We start from the raw sequence: 22,030 nt of genomic DNA on the forward strand, positions 1-22,030 counted from the left end.
TTGCTTCGCCAAAAAGCTAAAACTGAAATTTTCAGTAAGAGGGCTAAGGGCAGCATTGAGATTCAGCAAAGATAGCACCGTCTCTAGTGGGTCGAGGACTATGCAAGAAGAGATCAGTATTCTAATCCAAGCTCAATATCCTCTGATCTACCTCGTGACATCCGAGGAAGAGCGGTGTGAGCAAGCAATTTCGACAATAGCTCAAGCCAAACCACAGCGACGAGTATTTATCTGGACTGTAACTCACGGCATTGTGGAGTATGGTCAACCCCGCACCACCACCCAACACAACACCGTCTCGCCAGAGGCAGCCATTGAATGGGTGATCAGGCAGCGAGAACCCAACAGTAACGCTAGCATCTACATTTTCAAAGATTTGCATCCTTTTATAGATTCTCCTCCGGTAACGAGGTGGTTGCGCGATGCGATCGCCAACTTCAAAGGAACGCAAAAGACAATTATACTGATGTCTCCTTTGCAGCAAATTCCGATCGAGCTAGAAAAGGAAGTAGTGGTATTAGACTTCGCGTTGCCAGACATGAAGGAACTAAACCAAGTATTGTCTGGTCAGTTGGAGCAAACGCAATCGCGACGCATTACCACAGAAGCGCGAGAAAAACTTTTAAAAGCAGCCTTGGGATTGACTAAGGACGAAGCTGAAAAAGTTTATCGCAAAGCCCAAGTTTCGACTGGGCGCCTCACAGAAGAAGAAGTAGACATAGTTCTTTCGGAGAAAAAGCAATTAATTCGGCGCAACGGCATTCTAGAGTTTATTGAAGAAGACGAAACCCTGGATGCAGTCGGCGGTTTAGAAGAGCTGAAGCGGTGGCTGAGACAGCGTTCCAACGCCTTTACAGAAAGGGCGAGAGAATACGGCCTGCCCCAACCAAAAGGGATGTTAATTCTCGGCGTACCGGGATGCGGAAAATCGCTGATTGCCAAGACCACCTCCCGCCTCTGGGGACTGCCCCTGCTGAGGCTAGATATGGGTAGAGTCTACGACGGCTCGATGGTGGGTCGCTCGGAAGCCAACCTCCGCAATGCCCTCAAAACAGCAGAATCCATCTCTCCAGCCCTCCTATTCATCGACGAACTAGACAAAGCCTTTGCAGGAGGCACTGGTTCGGCCGACTCAGACGGAGGCACCTCCAGCCGGATTTTCGGTTCATTCCTCACTTGGATGCAAGAAAAGACTTCCCCAGTCTTCGTAATGGCAACAGCCAACCGAATCGAGCGGTTGCCGGGAGAATTCTTGAGGAAAGGTCGATTTGACGAACTCTTCTTTGTTGATCTGCCTACCAAAGAAGAACGCCAAGATATATTTAAGATTCACCTGTCAAAGCGCCGTCGGGAAATTACTCGCTTCGATTTAGAGCAACTTTCTAATGTTTCCGAGGGCTTTTCAGGTGCAGAGATTGAGCAAGCGCTAGTAGCCGCCATGTACGAAGCCTTCGCTCAAGATCGAGAGTTTACGCAGCTAGACATCATCGCGGCCATTAAATCTACAATGCCACTGTCTAAAACAATGACCGAACAGGTCACCGCCCTTCGAGATTGGGCTAGACAGCGTGCACGGCCCGCTGCGTCTTCCGTCGCTGAATACCAGCGAATGGAATTCTAAAAGCTTTCTCCTGGTCCAAACAGGAGCAAAGGCTAGCAACAGCTAGCAGTTCGATTCAAGAGCCGCCCAGCGGCACCGTTAAATCCAGACCGTTGTTGTTTCTCTCTCAGTTGTATTAGGAGGAAATCCAATGTCTCACTTTAGCACACTGCGTACCAAAATCACCGATGCCGAAATCCTGAAAGCTTCCCTGCGCGACTTGGGCATTTCAGTCAAGTCAGAAGCTGATGTTCGTGGCTATAACGGTCAGCGCGTTCGCTCCGACATCGTGGCGATTCTCGAAGGCGAATATGACCTAGGTTGGTCTCGCAATAGCGATGGTTCTTTTGACCTGATTGCCGACCTCTGGGGCGTCGCCAAAAAGCACAATCAAACTGAGTTAATCAACTCCATCAACCAGAAGTACGCAGTTAACAAGACCTTGGCAGCAGTCAAGCAGCGCGGTTTGCAAAATGCCAACGTTAAGCTGGTAGTGCAAAACTAATTGATCTGCAAATTTCCAAGCTCGCGGGTTAACCAAACAAACGGGTTAACCCGTTTTTAGATCGCTAGGATGTAGAGGGGGGTCTTTAGGCCGCCACATACTTTTTTAGCACCCCCAAGCAGCAGCTTTCAGGTTGAAAGCTGCTGCTTTATGCTTTAATGGTCGGCTACCTAATGCTTGGGGCAATCGTCGATCGTTTGTTGATAAATTTCAAGTATTCGATCGACTTTGCGTTCCCAATCAAAATGCTGCCGAACTCGTTCCCGTCCCGCAGAACCCATACTCTGCCGCAATTCTGGTGAATGAGCCAGCTTGAGCATCGCATCTGTCAGTCCCTGGACAAATCCTTCTTTAGAAGTCGGTTCTACTAAAATACCGCAAGTGGAATTCAGATAATCTGCCGGGCCACCCCAGTTCGTTGCTATGACAGGCAAGCCCACTGCCATTGCCTCCATCACCACTGCCCCCCCGCATTCCCGCAAACTGGGAAAAACCATTGCATCAGCTTGTTGCATTTTGAGAGCGCAGTCTTCCTGAGACAGCCAGCGACTAAATACAACGTTGCTGTCGATGCCTAAACGAACTGTTTGAGCTTCGAGTTCCCCTCGGATGTGCCCATCACCGATGATTTCCAAGACTGCATCCGTTTGAGCGACGACGGGTGCGAAGGCTTCCAGCAGTAAATCTACAGCTTTCCAGCCGATCAGCCTGCCTAAAAATATAAAATGAACCTGCCCGGTCGCTGCTCTTGATAAGCTAGAGTCCGATCGCCACACCGAGAAATCCACGCCGTTTTCCACAAGTTCAATAACTTTACCCTGCACTCCAGATGCCAGTGCCTGCTTCGTCCGATCGTTTGCCACTAAGAGCGTCTCCGCTTTGATTTTACCGGGAAAAAGACGATTGAAGAAATCGACGCACTGGTAACCGATCTCGATTAAAATATCAATGATAGGACTTTGGCGCGATCGAAAAGCCAGAGGAAATTTAACCGACGTGTTCATCGGCCCGATAACTACCGGAACTCCCAACCCGAACATCAACGAAGGAACTGTTGCCGAGACTGGTGTCGGTTCGTGTACAATATCAATCTGGTGTTTGCTCACCAGCCACCGGACAATACGACGCTGTAGCACTTGGGTGTACAGGTGAGATAGCAGCCCAAAAGTAAACTCATTAACTCTTTCAGGGATAAATCGCCCGCAATTGTGAAGCAGTCGGTGCAGCCAAGTGTCCGGTACAAAGTGCATTCGATCGCAGTCTTCTGGAAACAGCTCTGTGAGTTCTGCCTGGGTGCGGGCGTGCGCCACTAACCATGTCTCTATTTGGCGCGATCGAAGTATCCGGAAATAGTTGAGCGGCAGCAATGACTCGCCACCGAATTTAGTTGAAGCGTTCTGAGCAACAATTAAAATTCGCATAACTTGTTTGGACTCAACTGGATTTATGTAATCTGAGATTAAATTTGTTCTTTGGCATAACTAAGACGGGTTAGTTATTCCAAGTTTTTCCAAACACTGAGCTAAAGTTTCTGCACTGCGGCCGTGGCTAAATTTCGCCATGATTTTTTTCCGGGATTCCTGACTGAGGCTCAAAGCAAGTTCGGGATTTTGCAGTATATTGACGATCGAATCGGCCATTTCTTCAGGTTTTTCTGATTGGACTAATACAGCATCCACGCCGTCATCTACTAGCTCAGAAGTTCCGCCTACATTAGTAACAACCGACGGCACTTCCATCGCCATTGCTTCCATCACAGCAACCGGAACTCCTTCATTCAAACTTGCCAAAGCGAAAATGTGAGCTGCTTCTAGACCTTGGCGAATTCGCTGTTCCGAAACAGCCCCAAGTAGCTCCACGCATTCGGACATCGATTTATCTTCAATGATTTTTTGTAGCTCTTGGTGATATCCGCTGCCCCCTTGTTCATCCTCGCCTGCAATTTGCAGCCTCACGTCAAATCCCCGATTTCGCAGCAATTCTACAGTCTCAATCAAGTATTTATGACCTTTCACCGGGTTGAGGCGGCCGCAAGCAAAAATATTGCACGGACTTCCTTCTTGCCAAGGCTTGTAAGGGCTGCTGCGTTTAATTTCTGCAATATTAACTCCCATGGGAGCAACAGCTAATTGTTTGGGAAGAAAGTTCGCTAATTTATTTTTGACATCATTGAGAAGCAGTTGAGATATGACGATCGCAAAAGCAGCATTTTTCCACTTTTGTTCCTGATTTGACCCGTACACTTCTAGAGTAGGCCCGTGAAGAGTTATACTGTAAGTACAGCCTGTAATAATTGAGTTAAATAAGGCTATATTGGCGGAATTGGCACAGGAATGAACGTGGATGTGAGACCAACCTTTTGTTTTTGTTAACCCTGCTAGTTTCCCAGCAACCAAAACCAGTGCTAAGAGTTTAACTTTTTCAAATAACGATGTATCTCTCGCTTTGGCAATAACTGCTAGGCACTGCCACCATGCAGCGGGACCTGCTTTGAGAACCTCTAGGAATGAGTTAATAAAATCTTTCGCAGCAAAGGGAAATAGATAAACAGTATTTTTTTGAGCTTCTTCTGCCCATACGTGAGAAGCGATCGCTCTGGGTGGCGGTTGAGTTGATACTAAATCTGTTTCAATTCCAAGTTCTGCAAGAAATTGTCGCTCCCGCCACAAAAAGATGTGTGTTTGTCCGGGAAATTGGGGAATAAAGTATCCGATTTTTGCCTTCATTTCTTACCTACTTTCTAATTTTTAGTTCAAGGATATTTATCTACTATGCCGATGCACGAACACCTTTCTCACCGAGCATTTTTTCGTAAATCTCGACGATTTTTATGCCCTTGTTCTCCCAGGCAAATTCTCTGGCTTTTTCGATCGCCTTAGCTGACATACTTTCCCGCAGCCGATCATCTTCGACTAACAGCTTAATTTTACTTGTCAACTCCTGTGTTAGATACTCTCTAGAAATCGGCTCGATCTTAAAACCAGTTTCTTCATTCACGTATTCACCAATACCGCCGTTATTGGCAACTATGCAGGGGAGTCCGCAAGCCATAGCTTCCATTACCACTGCGCCCCCGAACTCTCGGATTGAAGGGAAGCAAAAAATATCTGCTTTCCTGTAATAATCCAGAGTTTCGTGTTGATTCACCCATCCGGCAAAGCTAACTATTTCCCCTAGATTAAGCTCTTTTACTCGGTTTTCCAACTTATTTTTTTCTGGCCCGTCTCCTACTATAGTTAAGCGGATTTTACTTTTAATTCCCTGCTCTAATTTCCCAATAGACTCAATGACAATATCGGCACATTTGTAAGGCACTAATCGACCCACAAAAAGCAGATTGATATGGCTAACATCTTTAATTGGGATACTGGTCTGGTTTAAAAAATCGTCCGAAATGCCATTTTCGTAAAACAAATCAATTTTTTGGTCCGGTATTGCAAACAAATCTTTTAGCATATTTAAAGTATATGTTGAACCTGCTAAAATTTTGTCGGCTTTTTTGTAAGTTTCTACATAACCTGGAATTAATGCTCGACCAACTGCTCTCAAAAAGTTGAATTGAGCAAATTCTTGTTTTGCCGTTTCTTGAAAACCTGGTGGAAAGGGAATGCCCCCATTCACAGGGCCTAGAATAAAAGGAGTCTGCTGGCAAACACTGACTACCTTAAACGGATACCGCGGCATCATCGGGGTAATTGCATGAACTATGTCATAATCTCCGTTGAGGATTTTTCCTTTGAATTTTTCATATACTTGCTGATTAAATTCTTCATAAATTGGGTAGCTCAAGGTATTATAAAGAGGCCAATTGACTCGCCCGTTTGCGGTGATTTTTTCGACTATTTTATAATATTGTTTGGTTAACTTTCCTTCTTCAAGGTAGACAACTTTTTCGTATTCTGGGTGTTTTTCGAGAGCGGGTTTATTTCTAATATGGGTGACGAGGGTTACATCAGCTAAATTATTGATTTTTTGGAAAAAATTGTACCCCACCAAAGGTACTGATGCCCAGTCAGGATTGCACTGCTCTACAATTAGTAAAACTTTTAATTGTTGATCGCTCATTTGTTTGCTACTCACGGGTGGACTTTCTGGGACGTTAGCTCTAATTCTAGCTGGCTGAATGAATAGAGTTGGTTGTTTTGTATTCGATCAGCTTGCTCTGCTGCCCCAGCAATCGGCGCTGGTGAAACTGGATTTGACCTTGTAGCTGGGGAAATTTGGCTAATACGCAAGACAAAGCGTAGATGGCTGAGTCTTTAGTTGTGAGAGCCCGATGCTTTAGATAATAGTTATAGGTGCGATAGGTTGCTAAGGGGTAGCCACTCAATAGTAACAAGCTCCAGCCTTTTGTCGGCCATATCATTGCCAAGGCTAGGGCTGGCAAGACTAAGCCCCAAAACCAGGTGCTGCGGGTTTCTTTGACCCAATGGCGCTCTGGTTCGCTTCCGTGCATCCAGGAGCCCTCGGCGTAGGCGTAACCAGCTCTTTGGGCGCGCTTCCACCACTGAACAAAACTGGTCATTTGCGCGTCGTGCAGGGTCATTTCTGCGTCTAAGCGAAGGATTTTCCAATCTTTTTGGCGCAGCCGCAAGCACAGTTCGGGTTCTTCGCCGGCTATGAGTGCGAGATTGAAACCTTCCACTTGCTGAAATGCTGTGGCGCGCATCATGGAGTCGCCACCGCAGGCTTTGGTTTCGCCAATGGGGGTATCCCACTCGATGTCGCACAATTGGTTGTAGATGCTTGCTTTGGGGTATCGTTCGCGCCTCCGCCCGCATACTGCTGCTAAGTCGGGTTTGGCTGCGAGTTCGCTGTAGGCTCGATCGATCCATCCATCAACTACTTCGCAGTCACCGTCCACAAATTGGACAAATTCGATTTCTGGTGCTATTTCCAGCAAGCGGGCAAAGCCTTCATTTCTGGCGCGGGCTGCGGTAAACGGTATAGATAAGTCTAGTTCTACTGTATCGGCTCCGAGCGATCGGGCTAACTCTAGGCTACCGTCTGTTGAGCCGGAATCGACGTAGACGACGCGGGCAACTTTGTCTGTGGCTGAGACTAGGCACTGGCGGAGGCGCTGCCCTTCATTTCGTCCGATCGCCACTAATCCAATTTGTTTCAAGTTTTACCTTTTGAATGCGACTACTGAGCAGTTCCTTTTATATTTTAATAAAAGTCCAGCTAATTTCATAATTTTTCTGCGACTTTTAGAAATTATTTTTCAGACTTCCTGGGTTTTTTTTCGATTATTTTTGCCGGTATTCCCACTGCGGTTGCACCGGGTGGCACGTCACAAATCACCACAGCATTGGCACCAATCAAAGCATGATCGCCGATCGTTACGGAGCGAATAATTTTAGCTCCTGCACCAATATCGACATGACCGCCGATTTTGACATCAGCAACAATTGTCACCTGCTGAAGAATCAGACAGTTAGGGCCAATGGAAGCACTGGGATGAATGACAACGCCATTAGGATGAGTCAGCAGCAGTCCTCCTTGTATTTGGCAGTTCAAAGGGATGTCTGTTGCAGTGACAACGCTCCAAAATCGATGCTGGATCACGTTCCAACGGCATAAAATATATCCTCCAATTCCACCCTGCTGCTGCCACTTTTGATAGTTGCGGATAGATTTGAGCAGTTGGCGACTGGGTTCCCACCACTTGCTAAGTTTTTCGCGGCTCCAGTCTGGTTCTGTAGCAGAAATGATTGACTTAGTGATTGACTCAACCATTGTTTGTCCAAATTTTTGATGATGTAGACAATTGTGCCTATTTGTGGGGTTTATCTTAAGATTAATCTCTAACTTGACTAGGGAGATTTATTGAATCTCCGCAGAGTGATAGCAGAAGCCATAAGGAAGAAAATGATTTAAGCGTTGTTTTCAGCAGGCCGGGATTTGATAATTTTGGCAGGGATACCAACGGCAGTTTGACCTGCGGGAATATCTGATAAAACTACAGCATTGGCACCGATATTTACGTCGTCTCCTAGGTTGACCTTGCCGAGGATTTTTGCACCAGCGCCGACGTTAACCCGATCGCCCAATTGAGGGGATTCTAGCGGTTTGTCCAAATAGCGGTTTCCCAAGGTTACACCTTGGCGGATAATGCAGTCGTCGCCGATCGTACAATATCCGTGAATAATAATAGCGTTTTGATGTTCAATCACCACGCGACGACCGAGCTTCACAGTGTAAGGCAAGTCTATCCCGTAACTATTGCGGACTTTTCGGTAGAGTGCTCGATAAATAATGCTCAAAGGAGCTCGCAGTAATTTCGGTTCTACCTGCATTCTCCAGACGCCAAAACGCTGCACTGCTACGGCGCGAAATCCCGGTTTTGTCCAATCTCGACCATGAGCAATCCAGTCTTCTTTAATTTGCTGCCACAGTCCCAGGCCGGGGCTTTCTACTTGATTTTCACTGGTGATTAAGTTTTGCTCAGTTACCATAAGCTCTAATTCACGCTATTTCTTGTTTACTCTATTGCTAGATGCCGACGATATTAATGGGTCTGTCAGGTTTTTGAGGAAGGAGCAATCCGGTTTTATCGATCGAGAATACTAATTTCTCGGCTGCACCATAAAATATTTTGCTTGCCTAGGTTAACCTGGTTTAGTTGGCTTTTACCGATTTACCAACTCCCTTTAAAAGTTTTTGGATTTTTCAATCTTACCCCCCTTAAAAAATACACTATTTAATACAAAATCCCTCAGCAATTGTGGTGGATCGCCATCGGGTTTGCCTTGAAGTACGCGGCGAACCCTCCACGCTGCAAAACCGGAAGCCCAGGATATATCAGTTAATGCTGTGTAAACCAAGCCGTAGTTTTTGATAAAGTACCTACGTCGGGAATCAAACCAATAGGTGGGCAGCCGCTTGGCGGGCTTTTTGGTGTCAGTGACGCCTGAGCTTTGGCCGACTAAGTGGACAACACGACTTTCGGGTACGTACCAGCAACTCCAGCCAGCTTTGTTCGCTTGCAGACAAAAGTCCATTTCTTCGCAGTACATGAAATAAGCTTCATCCATCAAGCCAATCTTTTCAAATACTTCGCGACGGACGATCATGCTGGCTCCAGCTACCCAATCAGTTTGACAGGTTTTTTGAGAAATGGGAGGCGCTGCGGCCCAGTTGGCTAATAACTTGGATATAAAGCCTGTCCGCCAACCAAAATCGAGTTCGGTAAAGAGGTTGTGAAACCGAAAAGCTGACTCCTGGGGCGTGCCGTCGGGGTCTTCCAAGCGGCTGCCGGCGATGCCGGCTTCGGGGTGGGAGTCCATGAAATCGACGAGGGCTTTTAAGGCACCGGGGCGAACTATGGTGTCTGGGTTGAGCAGCAGGAAGTAAGGAGGAGGATTGGTGGATTGGAGGGCGGGACGGATCAGGGCGTTGTTGCCGAAGGCAAATCCGCCGTTGCGGTTTAGGGGAATGAAGGATGCCCATTCATTCCAGCCTTCTGAGGCGATCGCACTACTAATTTCTTCGACGGAGCGATCGCCTGAAGCATTGTCGCCAACTACAACTCGCATACCGGGCAGCGATTGAACTTCGCTAACTAGAGAGCGCAAGCAGTCTATTGTCAAACTAGAGGTTCGGTAGTTAACAATGACAACCAGCAGTGGATAGGGGTGATTGGACTCGCTGGCCTTCGACATAAGTACCGTTGTTGGTTTAACAACTTTTTAGCTCAAGTTGTACCCATCTGGCAAGCTGGAGCGATCGCCCGGAGTGCAGGTATCGCCTAAGTAGATGAGTGGGAAAATACACAAGTAGTCAAAAGCGAGGGTCACTCCGTGAAACGAAGCAATCCCAAAGGTTCTGGCAGCTTTACATTCGGTTACACAGCCCGGTTTATTTGCGCCTACCTACTTACTTTTTTGATTGCTCCAACATAATTGACAAAAGCTGCCACCGCTGCCGGTGCATTTCTTCGTGAGTCAGGCGGCGAGCATATTTCAGACCTGCCATGCCCATATTTTGAAGTAGGTTCAAGTTTTCTCCCGACTGTTTGAGCAAGTTTGCTAAATCAACTGGGTCATTGCAATTACCGATCAAGCCTGTGATGCCGTTTTCGATACAGTCGCGGAGTCCGGCGGTGTTGTTTGCCAGTACCGATACGGCCTGGGAATAAGCATCGTATACTATTCTGGGCTGTTCGTCTGAGGTACTGGGAACCACAACAGCATGATATTGTTGCAGCCGCCCGAAGAATTCTCTGCCGTAAGGAATAGTTCCCAAAATTTCTATCTGTACCGATTTTTGCATTGCCTTGCTGGCTGCTTGGCAGTTGCTTAACAGTTCGCCTTCACCTAGTATGTCCAGCTTGACGGGAATGTTTTCCTCCTCCAATATTTTCATTGCTTCTAGGAGAACTAACAGGCCTTTCTCTGGAACCAATCTGCCCGCAAATAGAATTTTTAGTTGTTTGGGCGAGGCTGACAGTTTTTCGTGCCATATTTTAGTCGCCTCTGCTTCCGAAATAATATTTTCTTCATCTATCCACGAAGCATGAATTATCTGACTTTGTTGGTGTCGTTTTTTTAATAAACTTTGCTGATATTCTGCCTGTGTAAAGATTGTCAAGTCGGCGCTGTTGATGCACCAGCGATTAAATGTTTCGTATATGTAAGCTTGAATTTTGGCTTTAATGCTGGCAGGGGTGCCCGGCAGCAGCCGCCACGGTGCGGACTCGACTATGAGCACGTATGGTTTCCGCTGTATCAGGACTATTGGCGTCACTAACCATGCCATCGGAATCGGCCAGCCTGCTACGCCACTATGTACGAGATCTGAAGATGCGATCGCGCCCCAAAGCTGGGCAACCGTTGCCGGCAGCAGCAATATTGCTTGGGCCCAGCTATTTGGGGAGGGAAGGTCAATAAATTTAGCATCAGCAAATGATGTTTCCGAATCCACCTCTATTGTATCTTCAGGGGGGGTTTCTCGCACGCACGGACATGCTAGCGTGAAGTTTTTCAAATACTTGAAGTGTTGGGTTAGGTCTTTAGCCCACATTAAATCGAGATACCTGCTGCCTTTGGAGTCGCAGAAAAATGGGATGTTGAGGACTAGCAGGTAGCGCTTGTCTATGGGCATCAAAGTCGGTTCTTTAGCCCCATCTTCTGTGATATTTAACGAGTTGGAGTCCATAAAATACACTACGATTAAATGCGATATATCTATTTTAATACCACTTTAAGCTAATTCGCATTTAAATTGCATAGTTAAATAAATTTTTCCTCTTTTGGGGAGTAGGGTTGGGCGCGAAAGCCCGCCCTCAACATACAAATTAAATGCACAACAGCTTAGCCAGTTTTTAGTATTAATTGACACCCTCAACACGCAATCATATCGCCAAACAATACTGAAGTCAATTTTAAATCTCGCCGCTCTGGATCAAAGTCGATACTGCCTATAGGCTTGACTGGCAGCTCGGTGCAGCAGCGAATGCCGATAAACTAACCCCTTAGCGTCATCGCAATAGCCCCCGCCAATCACGCAGGCAACGGGATAGCCACCAGCCAAACACGCCATCAAAACTTGCATTTCCCGGCGAAATAAGCCCGTATCAGTTAAAGCTAATTTTCCCAGTTTGTCACCGTGATGAGGGTCTACTCCAGCATCGTACAAAACTAAATCTGGCTTGACATTTGACAGCAAATCTGGTAGGTATTTATCCAAGGTTTGTAAATATTCGTCGTCCTCCATACCTACAGACAAAGGTACATCTAAATCGCCCTTTTGTTTGGTGCCGGGAAAATTGACTTCGCAGTGCATCGAGAAAGTAAAAACGCTACTGTCATCTTGGAAAATTACGGCGGTTCCGTCTCCTTGGTGGACATCTAAATCGACAATTAAAACTTTGCGAACTAAACCATTTTTTTGTAAGACGCGAGAGGCGATCGCCAAATCATTAAAAATACAAAAACCAGACCCAAAAGCAGGGAAGGCGTGATGAGTTCCGCCCGCAGTATTGCAAGCCAAACCATAGTCTAAAGCGAGCTTGGCAGTTAGTACAGTTCCTGCAACCGCAGTGCAAGTGCGATTAGCAAGAGCCCGACTCCAAGGCAGACCAATTCGCCGAGTCGCTTTGTTATCGAGCGTCCCGTTGCAGTAAGCTTGAACATAGGAGTGGTCGTGGACTAATTCAATCCATTCTTGAGGGGGAAGTTCGGGAGCGTGAAATTGCGATTTATCTGCTACCCCGTCCGCGAGCAGCATCTCGTAAAGCATCCGAAACTTTGCCATCGGGAAGCGGTGAGCCGGTGGCAGAGGTGCAACGTAATCTTCGTGGTAAATAATTGGTAAGTCCATTAAAATTATTGTATAACGAATGAATCTCCAATTGAACGCCTGCAATCTCAAATTTAAATTCGCTGGAGAACTTGTATATGCAACAACTAAAAACAGTCTGGCAGTCCGGCAGCACCGACCCCGAAAATGCTGACAATCTCAATAATATTAGTCAGTGGTGGGCAAACCTGAACGGCAAAGAAATTAGCTGGGTACAGCGACTGATTCCGCAAATCGGCGGTCTGAGCGAAATTCACTGGCACCCCCAGCGTTTTGACGAAACATTTGTGATAGTCAATCCTGAAATTCGGGAGGAAACTCTCTATTGGTACATACCCGATTCTCCTGTCCAACGTAACAACACTGTTGACAAATTAGAACTTGACAACTTGCAACAGCAATTGTACATCTATCCTCAGTTGGAAGCGGAACTGGTAATTCGCGTAGGAATTCCCGAAGTTAAATATCAAACACTTGAATTAAACAATCCCGAAATCGCCTTGGGCGAAGATAATCTGCTGCTGCTGTGGGAATCTGACCAAGAACTAGAAATTAAAATTTACTTAAGCAATGAAAATATTGCTAAACTTAAGGAATTGCTGGCATAGAAAAGACAGATAAAATAGTTTATCTGGTAGGCTGTGGGTGCCACTGGATGGATCGCATCTATACTCTTAGTTACCTATAAATATCTTAAGACTGATGGGCGGGTGGGTCAAAACCGAGGTTTTTCACAGCCATACTTTGTTGCAGCGACAAGAGTAAAAAAAACGGTTTCTTCGCCTCGTGGTATGTCCAGGTGTGTATCTCGGCTAAAACCCTTTGAATGTGGCAGCAGAATGTCCAGAAACTTGCGTTATCCTCCTGGGAGTTTTAATCCTAAAGTCAAGCAAAAAACTGTCCTGAGCGCATCAACCGGGTTATACGAAAATACTTTGTCGCAGCCATTGAACAAAGTTAAACAATCCGGTTGCTTTGCTCTGGAGTGCCTAAGCGATGATGGTTTTTCGGCAGACTTAATTTGGACAGCAAATAAGGCGATTTTTGGGGACAATAAAATGTGGTTAAGTACGGTTAGTTTGAGTAGCAAACTTAAGACAAGCAACCAATAAGTTTAAAAAATAGAAGGTGCGTTAGTTGATGGCTACTATCTAAAGTTAATCTTCTATTTGCTGAGTTTGAAAAGGTTTAATAAATAATTAGGATCGGAAGGAATCGCAAAATTTATTAAATCATCAATCTGCTGCTAGCACTAAAAAAATTACCATGACCAGACAAAAAATGATATTTGACAAAGAAAGTATTCACATTTTAATTATTGATGATCAGCCCCAAAACCTGCGCTTTATATCAAACATATTGACGAAAGAAGGGTATAAAGTTCAGCGGGCGATTTCGGGAGAAATGGCGGTCAATGCTAATTTAACCGTTCTCCCCGACTTGATTTTGCTAGATATTGCTATGCCAAAAATGAACGGATATGAAGTATGTGCTCGACTTAAAACCAACGAAAAGATGAGGGAAATTCCGGTTATTTTTTTGAGTGTGTTTGAGGAAACTTTTCACAAAGTTAAAGCTTTTGAAGTCGGCGGTGTTGACTACATTACTAAGCCTTTTCAAGTGGAAGAAGTTTTAGTGCGGATCGAAAGTCAACTGACTATACAACAGCTATCAAAACAATTAAAACAGCAGAATGCCCAACTGCAAAAAGAGGTAGAATTCCGCAAGCGAACAGAACAATCACTCCGGGAAAGCAAAGCGCGTTTGCAGAAATTGGCGGTCAATATACCGGGAGTTCTTTATCAATTCATAAAGAAGCCAGATGGAAGTTTTAAGTTTGAATATATTAGTTATGCTTGTCGAGAGATTTACGAATTAGAGAGTGAAGAAATTTTAAAAAATCCCGACTTTTGCTTCGATCAAAATCATCCAGATGACCAAGAATATCTGGTGAAACAAATTGCTACTAGCGCCCAAAGTTTAGAACCTTTTGCCTGTGAATGGCGGATTGTTACACCGTCGGGTAAACTCAAATGGCTGCAATCTAATTCTCGGCCAGAAATGCGTGATAATGGCGATATTGTTTGGTATGGCGTACTTTTTGATATCACCGATCGCAAGCACGCAGAAATAGAAATGGCTGGAGCTAAAGCTGCTTTAGAACGGCAAGTTCAGCGAGAATTGCTGATCGCAAAAATAACTAAAGAAATTCGCTCAAGCTTGCAGCCAGAACAAATATTTCAAATAGCTGCCACTCAAATCGGTCTGGCATTCTGCGCCAATCGCTGTTTGATTCATACTTACGTTACTACCCCCCAAGTCGATATTCCTCTGGCGGCCGAGTATCTTGAACCGGAGTGTGAATCTATTCGGAACGTACCTGTTCCAATTTGGGGCAATCCTCACGTCATACAAATGATGATACAAGATGTGGCGATCGCCTCCAACAATGTTTATTCAGACCCTCTGTTGCAAGCTGCTCAACCGATTTGCCAGAAGGTTGGGTTAAAATCGATGCTGGCAATTCGCACTTCTTACCAAGGCAGGGCAAACGGTGCTATCTGTTTGCACCAGTGCGATCGCTACCGGGAATGGACTTCCGAGGAAATCGACTTATTAGAAGCTGTGGCGGCTCAAGTAGGGCTCGCTATCGCTCAAACTAAACTGATCGAACGAGAAAAAAACCGAATTCAGCAGCTCGATCGGCAAAATAAAGTGCTGCAAGCAGAAATTCGCACCCGTGTCCGCGCCGAGCAAGCTCTGCAAGAATCGGAAACAGAATTGCGGGCGATTTTTGCCGCCATGACTGACACAGTTTTAGTGAGAAATGCAGAAGGGCGCTGCATCAAAATTGCCCCGACAGCATCAACAAATTTGGTGAAACCTCCCAGCGAAATGATTAACAAAACCGCTCATGAAGTCTTGCCTAAACCTGTAGCAGATTTAGTGTTAAATGCCATCCAACAAGCTCTAAAAACTAAGCAAAGCATTAATGTTGAATATAGCTTTAAAGTCGGAGAGCGCGACGTTTGCCTCGACGCTAAAGTTTCTCCGCTGACTGCAGATTCAGTGATTATTGTAGCCAGAGATATTAGCGTTCGTAAACAAACAGAATCCGCACTCAGAGAAAGCCAGCACTTCATTCAAGCGATCGCCGATTCCAACCCGAACCTATTGTACGTTTACGATTTAATTGAACAGAGGAATGTTTATACCAACCGACAAATTTCGACGATACTTGGATACACCGCCCAAGAAATACAAGATATGGGTACAGCAATGATGCCGACGCTGCTCCACTCCGACGATTTGCCAAAGTTTTTTGAAAACCTCCACAAAGTAGATCAAGCCAAAGACGGTGATGTCATTGAATGTCAATACCGCATGAAACACAAAAACGGTGAATGGCGGTGGCTGCACAGTTGGGATACTGTATTTCTCAGAACAGCAGATGGTAGTAAACCCAAACAAATTCTCGGCACTGCTAATGACATCACAGACCGCAAATTAGCCGAAGAGAAACTGCTAGCATCGCAGCAAAGAATCTCGTTTTTATTGCAGCAAACGCCGATCGCAATTATCGAGTTAAACCTCTATTTAGAAATTATCACTTGGAATCCCGCAGCCGTGGCTATTTTTGGCTACAGTGAGCAAGAAGCGATTGGTCGAGTCGCCGCCGATTTGATCGTACCTGAAAGCTACCACCCGCAATTATCTGAGATTTTCAATCATGACTTGAATGCCAAATCCAGCGGCACTACCGAAAATCTGACTAAAGACGGCAGAATTATCATCTGCGAGTGGTATAATACTCAGCTAATTGACGATAACGGTACAGCGATCGGCATTGCTTTAATGGCTGTAGATATTACCGAACGCAAGCAAGCAGAAACCGAACTGCAAGAAAGTGCTTTACGACAAAGAGCGATCGCCCGCATCATTGAAAGAATGCGGCAAACTTTAGATATCCGAGAAATTTTTCACGCCACAACCCGAGAATTGCGCCAAACCCTGAAGTGCGATCGAGTCGCCATTTACCGTTTCAATCCAGACTGGAGTGGCGAATTTGTAGCCGAATCCCGTGACCATAAGTGGGTTTCTTTCATCCAAGCACAGGAACTCGATTCTCACCTTACTGAAGGCGCTTTAGACAGCGACCGTTGCGTCGTCAAAGGATTAGATAGCCCCTCACAAGAAGTACGCGATACCTATTTGCAAGAAACCCAAGGCGGGCCCTACAGCCGAGGTACAACTTACCTTTGTGTCCCAGACATTTACAAGCAAGGATTCGATATTTGTTACATCAATTTGCTAGAAAAATTTCAAGCTAAATCTTACATTATTGTGCCAATTTTCTGCGGAAAAACGCTCTGGGGATTACTAGCATCCTATCAAAATTCAGCTCCCCGGCTGTGGAGCGAAGCTGAAATCAACGTTGTAGTTGATGTAGGTACTCAGCTAGGAGTAGCATTACAGCAAGCGGAATTGCTCGCCCGCACTCAAAGGCAGTCCATGGAACTGATTAAATCCAAAGAAAACGCCGAAGTTGCCAACCGCGCCAAAAGCCAATTTCTAGCTTCCATGAGCCACGAACTCCGCACACCTCTCAACGCCATTCTGGGTTTTTCCCAAGTCATGGCCCGCAACAGTTCTATCACGGAAGAACAAAAAGAATACATAGAAATTATTAACCGCAGCGGCGAACATTTGCTGGAACTCATCAATGATGTTTTGTCCATGTCCAAAATAGAAGCAGGTCAAATTACCATCAATCCCAGCCGCTTCAATCTCTACAACCTTCTCAACAGTCTCAAAGAAATGCTGCAACTAAAAGCCAACTCAAAAGGTTTACACCTAATCTTTGAAAATGCCGATGATTTGCCACAGTACATTCAAACAGACGAAGCTAAATTGCGGCAAGTTTTAATTAACCTACTCGGCAATGCGATTAAATTTACTCAGCAGGGAACCGTGACTTTGCGCGTCAGCAGCCAATCTGACAAAGACGCCACAGAAGAAAAACAATCCCAATTGTATTTTGAAATTGCCGACACGGGTCCCGGCATTTCTCCCTTGGAACTTGCCACATTATTTAAGCCATTTGTACAAACTGAAACTGGTCGAAAATCCATGCAGGGAACGGGTCTGGGGTTGCCGATTAGCCAACAGTTTGTCCGAATTATGGGAGGTGATATTGCTGTTGAAAGTCAACTCGGTCAAGGCACAATTTTTAGCTTTAATATCTGGGTTAACTTAGTAACACAAAGTGATGAACAAGAAAAATCCCCGATTAAACAAGTTATTGCTTTAGAAGCCGGACAAGACACTTATCGGATATTAATAGTTGAAGATGTAGCAGAAAATCGCCAACTGCTGCTTAAGCTCCTGATACCCCTGGGGTTTGAAGTCCGGGAAGCAACTAACGGTCAAGAAGCAATTGCTTTGCATTCAACTTGGAAGCCGCACTTGATATTAATGGATATGCTGATGCCCGTGATGGATGGGTATGAAGCGACAAGACAGATTAAGAAAACTCTAGAAGGTAGAGAAACAATAATTATTGCCTTGACGGCCAGTGCTTTTGACGAGCAGCGGCAAATAATTTTGTCTGCTGGTTGTAACGATTTGATATGTAAACCGTTTCGGGAAGAGGTACTCTTTGAAAAGATAGCGCATCACCTCAACCTGCGTTATATTTATGAAAAAGAGAACTTATCTACTTCTTTTTCAACACCGACGCTGCTTAAAAGTTTGACCACCGAGGATTTGAGTGTAATGCCCACAGACTGGGTGGTCGAGTTGCACCGAGCAGCACTTTGTGTTGATGACAACCGCATCCTCGAACTCATCGAGCAAATTCCCGAAACTGAGGCAAATCTCGCTAACGCTTTAACAGATTTAGTCGATAATTTTCGGATAGATATCATTATCGATTTAACTCAATTATATTATGATGAACGACCATCCATTACCAGCGACTCCTAAAGACATTCTGATCGTTGACGATATGCCGGATAATTTGCGACTTTTATCCACTATGCTGACATCTTACGGGTATCATGTCAGGAAGGCTATTAACGGACACTTGGCTTTGCAAGGGGCACAAATATCTCCTCCCGATCTAATTTTACTAGATATTAATATGCCACAAATGAACGGGTATGAAGTTTGTGAGCAGTTAAAGTTAAGCGAAAAAACTCAAGATATTCCGGTAATTTTTATTAGTGCGCTAGATGACGTGCTGGAAAAAGTTAAAGCTTTTCAAGTAGGAGGAGTGGATTACATTACTAAACCGTTTCAAGTAGAAGAAGTTATAGCCCGCGTCCAAAACCAACTTTCCCTTCGTTTGCTGCAATCCAAACTGCAACAGCAAGCTAGGGAACTGCACGATCGCAATTCTAGATTACAGGAAGAAATCGCAGAACGGCAGCGGGCTGAAGAATCAATCCGGTTTTTGCTGGAAACGACGCGGGCGATCGGCGAAGCTGTAGACTTTCACTCAGCTTTAGAAGTAATTCTGCACCAAGTTGGCGAAACAATCGGATGGGATGTAGGAGAAGCTTGGATTCCCGATGCAGAAGGAACTGTGCTGCAATCTGCCCGGGGCTGGTATGCCAGCAACCCCAGCATGGAATTGTTCCGCACCCAAAGCCAACAACTGACATTTGCCCGGAATATAGGGCTGCCGGGACGAGTTTGGGCATCCAAGCAACCGGAATGGGTAGAAGATATTTCCAAGGGCTACCCGCATTTTCTCCGAAGTCAAATAGCACTAGAACTCGGATTCAAAGCGGGTTTTGGCGTGCCGATTTTGGTAGGCGATGAAGTATTGGCAGTGCTAGTTTTCTTTAAAAATTCGTCTGGTGGGAAAGACGCGCGATTTATAGACGTTTTTAATGCAGTTGGCACTCAATTAGGTTCTTTGATTCAGCGCAAACAAGCAGAAGAATTGCTGCGTATTGCCCAAGAAAAATATCACAGCATTGTAGAAAATGCGATGGAAGGCATTTTTCAAAGCACGCCTTCAGGAGGCTATCTCAGCGCTAATCCAGCTTTGGCAAAATTATACGGTTACGAATCCCCAGAAGAATTGATGTCCGAGATTAAAAATATTGCTCAGCAACTTTACGTTGACCCAGAACGCCGCCTCGAATTTGTGGCTGCTATGGATACTGAAAATGCCGTTTCGGGATTTGAATCTATGGTATGTCGCAAAGACGGGCGCCGGATTTGGGTGTCAGAAAATGTTCGGGCTGTTCGAGATTCAAAAGGTGAGCTAATCTACTATGAGGGTACTGTTTCTGACATTACAGAGCGCAAATTAGCGCAAGAAGCGCTAAAAGTTCAACAAGAACAAAGCGAGAAGTTGCTGTTAAATATTTTACCCAAACCAATAGCCGAACGCTTGAAAGCAGAGCAAAGCACGATCGCCGACAGTTTTGCCCAAGTAAGTGTTTTATTTGCTGATATTGTTGGCTTTACTGAGTTGTCGGCGAGAATGTCTCCCACCGAGTTGGTAAAGCGCTTGAACGTAATTTTTTCGCACTTCGACCAGTTAGCGGAAAAGTACGGTGTGGAGAAAATTAAGACTATTGGCGATGCTTACATGGTAGTCGGGGGATTGCCTACGCCGAGACAGGACCACGCCGAGGCGATCGCCCAAATGGCCCTGGGAATGCAGGCAAAAATAGCAAAGTTGTGCGCCGAGACAGGGGAAAAACTGGCAATTCGCGTTGGCATCAATTCCGGGCCGGTGGTTGCGGGAGTAATTGGTGTGAGCAAGTTCACTTATGATTTGTGGGGAGATACGGTGAATGTAGCGGCGAGGATGGAGGCTACGGGTTTTGCCGGCAGAATTCAAGTTACTGATGTTACTTATGAGCTTTTGAAAGATAAGTATTTGTTTGAGAGGCGAGGCGTAATTCCGGTAAAAGGTAAGGGGAATATGATGACTTATTGGTTGCTACAAAAAAAGTAAAAATGGGAATGGGGCATGGGGAATTGGGCATGGGGAATTGGGCATGGGGTATTACAACAAATAACCAATAACATATAACCAATAACACATAACCAATAACCAATAACCAATAATTCATGACTACTGACTACTGACTACTGACTACTGACTACTGACTACTGACTACTGACTACTGACTACTGACTACTGACTACTGCTATGATGAAAGTAGTTAACGAAACTTTACATAATAGCCGTGACTGCACAACAATTAGTATCTGCAACGAGTTTTGAAAAGCTAATTTGGACTTGGAAAGGTCACAAAATCCAATATACCGTCCAAGGAACCGGCCGCCCTCTGATCTTGATTCACGGATTTGGAGCTTCGATCGGACATTGGCGACAAAATATCCCCCCACTAGCGGCCGGCGGCTATCGCGTATTCGCTTTGGACTTGCTGGGATTTGGTGCTTCCGCCAAACCAGCCCTAGATTACACTCTGGAATTGTGGGAAGAATTGCTGACTGATTTCTGGGCGGATCTGGTACAGGAACCTGCTGTATTTGTCGGGAATTCGATCGGCGCTTTGCTGAGTTTGATGGTAGTCGCCAACCATCCCGAAATATCAGCCGGCGGTGTCTTAATCAACTGTGCCGGCGGGCTCAACCACCGGCCAGACGAACTAAATTTCCCGCTGCGAGTAGTGATGGGGACTTTTACTAAATTAGTTCGATCGCCCCTGATCGGCCCCTTTGTCTTCAACAACATCCGCCAAAAACACCGCATCCGCAACACCCTGCGCCAAGTCTACGGGAACCGCGAAGCCATCACTGACGAACTCGTAGAACTCCTGCACGCCCCATCCTGTGAGCCCGGAGCTCAACAAGTGTTTGCCTCGATTCTCACTGCCCCTCCAGGCCCTCAACCCTCAGAATTGCTGCCCAAAGTCGATCGTCCGTTATTGGTACTTTGGGGCGCAGACGACCCCTGGACGCCCATCGCCGGCAGCCAAATTTATCAACAATTGGCCGCCAACGATAAACCAGTGAAATTTGTTTCCATTCCCAACACAGGCCACTGTCCCCACGACGAGCGGCCGAGTGAAGTCAACGCTCTGATTTTGGACTGGCTGCTGGAAGTGAAGTAAAATTTTTCTGCTTGAGGCAACCCTTGGGCGATCGAGTCAAACCCTTGCAGTGCAAAAGTTTTGCCTCGCTCCACCGCACCTACACGCCGGCAGCAGCCGACTCAAAAAACAATTTTTGGAAAAAGTATTGACACAATTTACTGAGTCAGCTATATTGATGGACGTGTGAGGAGCGAACCAGAAAAAGCACCGAGACGAAACACGGCCAGTCGTCGGTGCTTTTTCTGTGGCAAGGCATTTTTAAGAGTTTTAAATTATCTATAATTCACATCTAGAATATCTGTAAGCCCGCCCCGCTTTCTTCCCTTCTTCCTTCTCGTTCTTAGCGTCTTCGCGGTTCGTTAAATAAATATTCTGATGTTGCAAAAAAAGTAATTGATTGCACTTGATCTCGAAAAATCCGAAAGTGTGGATTGTTTTTGATCATCAAAATTTGATTCCATAGAACTCAAAACTAGAGAGTTATATAATAATAAATTGTCGCTGGGTCGGGGCGGGTTGATATACATTTTTTCCAGA

The 22,030-nt window shown here is 45.6% G+C and carries 15 protein-coding genes; 6 read left to right on the plus strand and 9 right to left on the minus strand.

What is annotated here, in order from left to right; translation table 11 throughout:
- Positions 1 to 100: 100 nt before the first annotated feature.
- Both ycf46 and QUA07_RS21610 read left to right on the plus strand, forming a co-directional pair.
- The gene (gene ycf46, locus QUA07_RS21605; protein WP_333209848.1) at positions 101 to 1,621 is read left to right on the plus strand and encodes a stress-responsive protein Ycf46; all 1,521 of its coding nucleotides are present in this window, start codon (positions 101 to 103) and stop codon (positions 1,619 to 1,621) included.
- A gap of 130 nt (positions 1,622 to 1,751) precedes the next feature.
- Positions 1,752 to 2,105 carry a DUF1257 domain-containing protein gene (locus QUA07_RS21610; RefSeq protein WP_006635781.1) on the plus strand — a complete coding sequence of 118 codons (354 nt, stop codon included), beginning with the start codon at positions 1,752 to 1,754 and terminating at the stop codon, positions 2,103 to 2,105.
- Between the two features lie 170 nt (positions 2,106 to 2,275).
- Here the strand turns inward: QUA07_RS21610 and QUA07_RS21615 are convergent, their stop codons facing one another.
- The 9 genes from QUA07_RS21615 to QUA07_RS21655 all read right to left on the minus strand — a co-directional run bounded on the left by QUA07_RS21615 (position 2,276) and on the right by QUA07_RS21655 (position 12,428).
- On the minus strand, positions 2,276 to 3,526 hold the full coding sequence (locus QUA07_RS21615) for a glycosyltransferase family 4 protein (protein WP_333329037.1): 1,251 nt from the start codon (positions 3,524 to 3,526) through the stop codon (positions 2,276 to 2,278).
- Positions 3,527 to 3,586: 60 nt separating this feature from the next.
- Complete coding sequence (epsE, locus tag QUA07_RS21620) at positions 3,587 to 4,831, minus strand: exopolysaccharide biosynthesis GT4 family glycosyltransferase EpsE (RefSeq protein ID WP_333329040.1); 1,245 nt, start codon at positions 4,829 to 4,831, stop codon at positions 3,587 to 3,589.
- Between the two features lie 43 nt (positions 4,832 to 4,874).
- Positions 4,875 to 6,170 (minus strand): glycosyltransferase family 4 protein, encoded by a 1,296-nt coding sequence (locus QUA07_RS21625; RefSeq protein ID WP_333329043.1) that lies wholly within the window; start codon positions 6,168 to 6,170, stop codon positions 4,875 to 4,877.
- Between the two features lie 46 nt (positions 6,171 to 6,216).
- A complete protein-coding gene (locus QUA07_RS21630; RefSeq protein ID WP_333081976.1) occupies positions 6,217 to 7,230 on the minus strand; it encodes a glycosyltransferase in 1,014 nt (337 codons plus the stop codon).
- A gap of 92 nt (positions 7,231 to 7,322) precedes the next feature.
- Positions 7,323 to 7,844, minus strand: coding sequence for a serine acetyltransferase (locus tag QUA07_RS21635; protein ID WP_333329047.1), 522 nt, complete (start codon positions 7,842 to 7,844; stop codon positions 7,323 to 7,325).
- 137 nt (positions 7,845 to 7,981) lie between these two features.
- A complete protein-coding gene (locus QUA07_RS21640) occupies positions 7,982 to 8,563 on the minus strand; it encodes a serine acetyltransferase (protein WP_333209838.1) in 582 nt (193 codons plus the stop codon).
- Between the two features lie 195 nt (positions 8,564 to 8,758).
- A complete protein-coding gene (locus QUA07_RS21645; RefSeq protein ID WP_333329050.1) occupies positions 8,759 to 9,769 on the minus strand; it encodes a glycosyltransferase family 2 protein in 1,011 nt (336 codons plus the stop codon).
- Between the two features lie 214 nt (positions 9,770 to 9,983).
- Positions 9,984 to 11,264 carry a glycosyltransferase gene (locus QUA07_RS21650; protein WP_333329053.1) on the minus strand — a complete coding sequence of 427 codons (1,281 nt, stop codon included), beginning with the start codon at positions 11,262 to 11,264 and terminating at the stop codon, positions 9,984 to 9,986.
- A gap of 246 nt (positions 11,265 to 11,510) precedes the next feature.
- Positions 11,511 to 12,428, minus strand: coding sequence for a histone deacetylase (locus QUA07_RS21655; RefSeq protein WP_333329055.1), 918 nt, complete (start codon positions 12,426 to 12,428; stop codon positions 11,511 to 11,513).
- Between the two features lie 77 nt (positions 12,429 to 12,505).
- On the opposite strand from QUA07_RS21655, the gene QUA07_RS21660 reads away from it, so the two are divergent.
- From QUA07_RS21660 to QUA07_RS21675, 4 genes are all read left to right on the plus strand, one after another.
- Positions 12,506 to 13,015: a hypothetical protein gene (locus QUA07_RS21660; RefSeq protein ID WP_333329058.1), complete on the plus strand. Its 510-nt coding sequence runs from the start codon at positions 12,506 to 12,508 to the stop codon at positions 13,013 to 13,015.
- A 658-nt stretch (positions 13,016 to 13,673) separates the two neighbouring features.
- The gene (locus tag QUA07_RS21665) at positions 13,674 to 18,392 is read left to right on the plus strand and encodes a response regulator (protein WP_333329060.1); all 4,719 of its coding nucleotides are present in this window, start codon (positions 13,674 to 13,676) and stop codon (positions 18,390 to 18,392) included.
- Positions 18,358 to 20,385, plus strand: coding sequence for an adenylate/guanylate cyclase domain-containing protein (locus tag QUA07_RS21670; protein WP_333329063.1), 2,028 nt, complete (start codon positions 18,358 to 18,360; stop codon positions 20,383 to 20,385). Before QUA07_RS21665 ends, QUA07_RS21670 begins: the two co-directional genes overlap by 35 nt.
- Positions 20,386 to 20,620: 235 nt before the next feature.
- Entirely contained in the window at positions 20,621 to 21,511 is an 891-nt protein-coding gene (locus QUA07_RS21675) for an alpha/beta fold hydrolase (RefSeq protein ID WP_333288951.1), read from the plus strand.
- Positions 21,512 to 22,030 lie beyond the last annotated feature (519 nt).

This window comes from Microcoleus sp. T3_A4, assembly GCF_036700465.1.
In the GTDB taxonomy this organism is placed as follows: Bacteria; Cyanobacteriota; Cyanobacteriia; order Cyanobacteriales; family Microcoleaceae; genus Microcoleus.

Coding starts and splice junctions, on each gene's coding strand:
- ycf46 (WP_333209848.1), top strand. CDS start 101: ATGCAAGAAGAGATCAGTATTCTAATCCAAGCTCAATATCCTCTGATC.
- QUA07_RS21610 (WP_006635781.1), top strand. CDS start 1,752: ATGTCTCACTTTAGCACACTGCGTACCAAAATCACCGATGCCGAAATC.
- QUA07_RS21615 (WP_333329037.1), bottom strand. CDS start 3,526: ATGCGAATTTTAATTGTTGCTCAGAACGCTTCAACTAAATTCGGTGGC.
- epsE (WP_333329040.1), bottom strand. CDS start 4,831: ATGAAGGCAAAAATCGGATACTTTATTCCCCAATTTCCCGGACAAACA.
- QUA07_RS21625 (WP_333329043.1), bottom strand. CDS start 6,170: ATGAGCGATCAACAATTAAAAGTTTTACTAATTGTAGAGCAGTGCAAT.
- QUA07_RS21635 (WP_333329047.1), bottom strand. CDS start 7,844: ATGGTTGAGTCAATCACTAAGTCAATCATTTCTGCTACAGAACCAGAC.
- QUA07_RS21640 (WP_333209838.1), bottom strand. CDS start 8,563: ATGGTAACTGAGCAAAACTTAATCACCAGTGAAAATCAAGTAGAAAGC.
- QUA07_RS21645 (WP_333329050.1), bottom strand. CDS start 9,769: ATGTCGAAGGCCAGCGAGTCCAATCACCCCTATCCACTGCTGGTTGTC.
- QUA07_RS21650 (WP_333329053.1), bottom strand. CDS start 11,264: ATGGACTCCAACTCGTTAAATATCACAGAAGATGGGGCTAAAGAACCG.
- QUA07_RS21655 (WP_333329055.1), bottom strand. CDS start 12,428: ATGGACTTACCAATTATTTACCACGAAGATTACGTTGCACCTCTGCCA.
- QUA07_RS21660 (WP_333329058.1), top strand. CDS start 12,506: ATGCAACAACTAAAAACAGTCTGGCAGTCCGGCAGCACCGACCCCGAA.
- QUA07_RS21665 (WP_333329060.1), top strand. CDS start 13,674: ATGACCAGACAAAAAATGATATTTGACAAAGAAAGTATTCACATTTTA.
- QUA07_RS21670 (WP_333329063.1), top strand. CDS start 18,358: ATGATGAACGACCATCCATTACCAGCGACTCCTAAAGACATTCTGATC.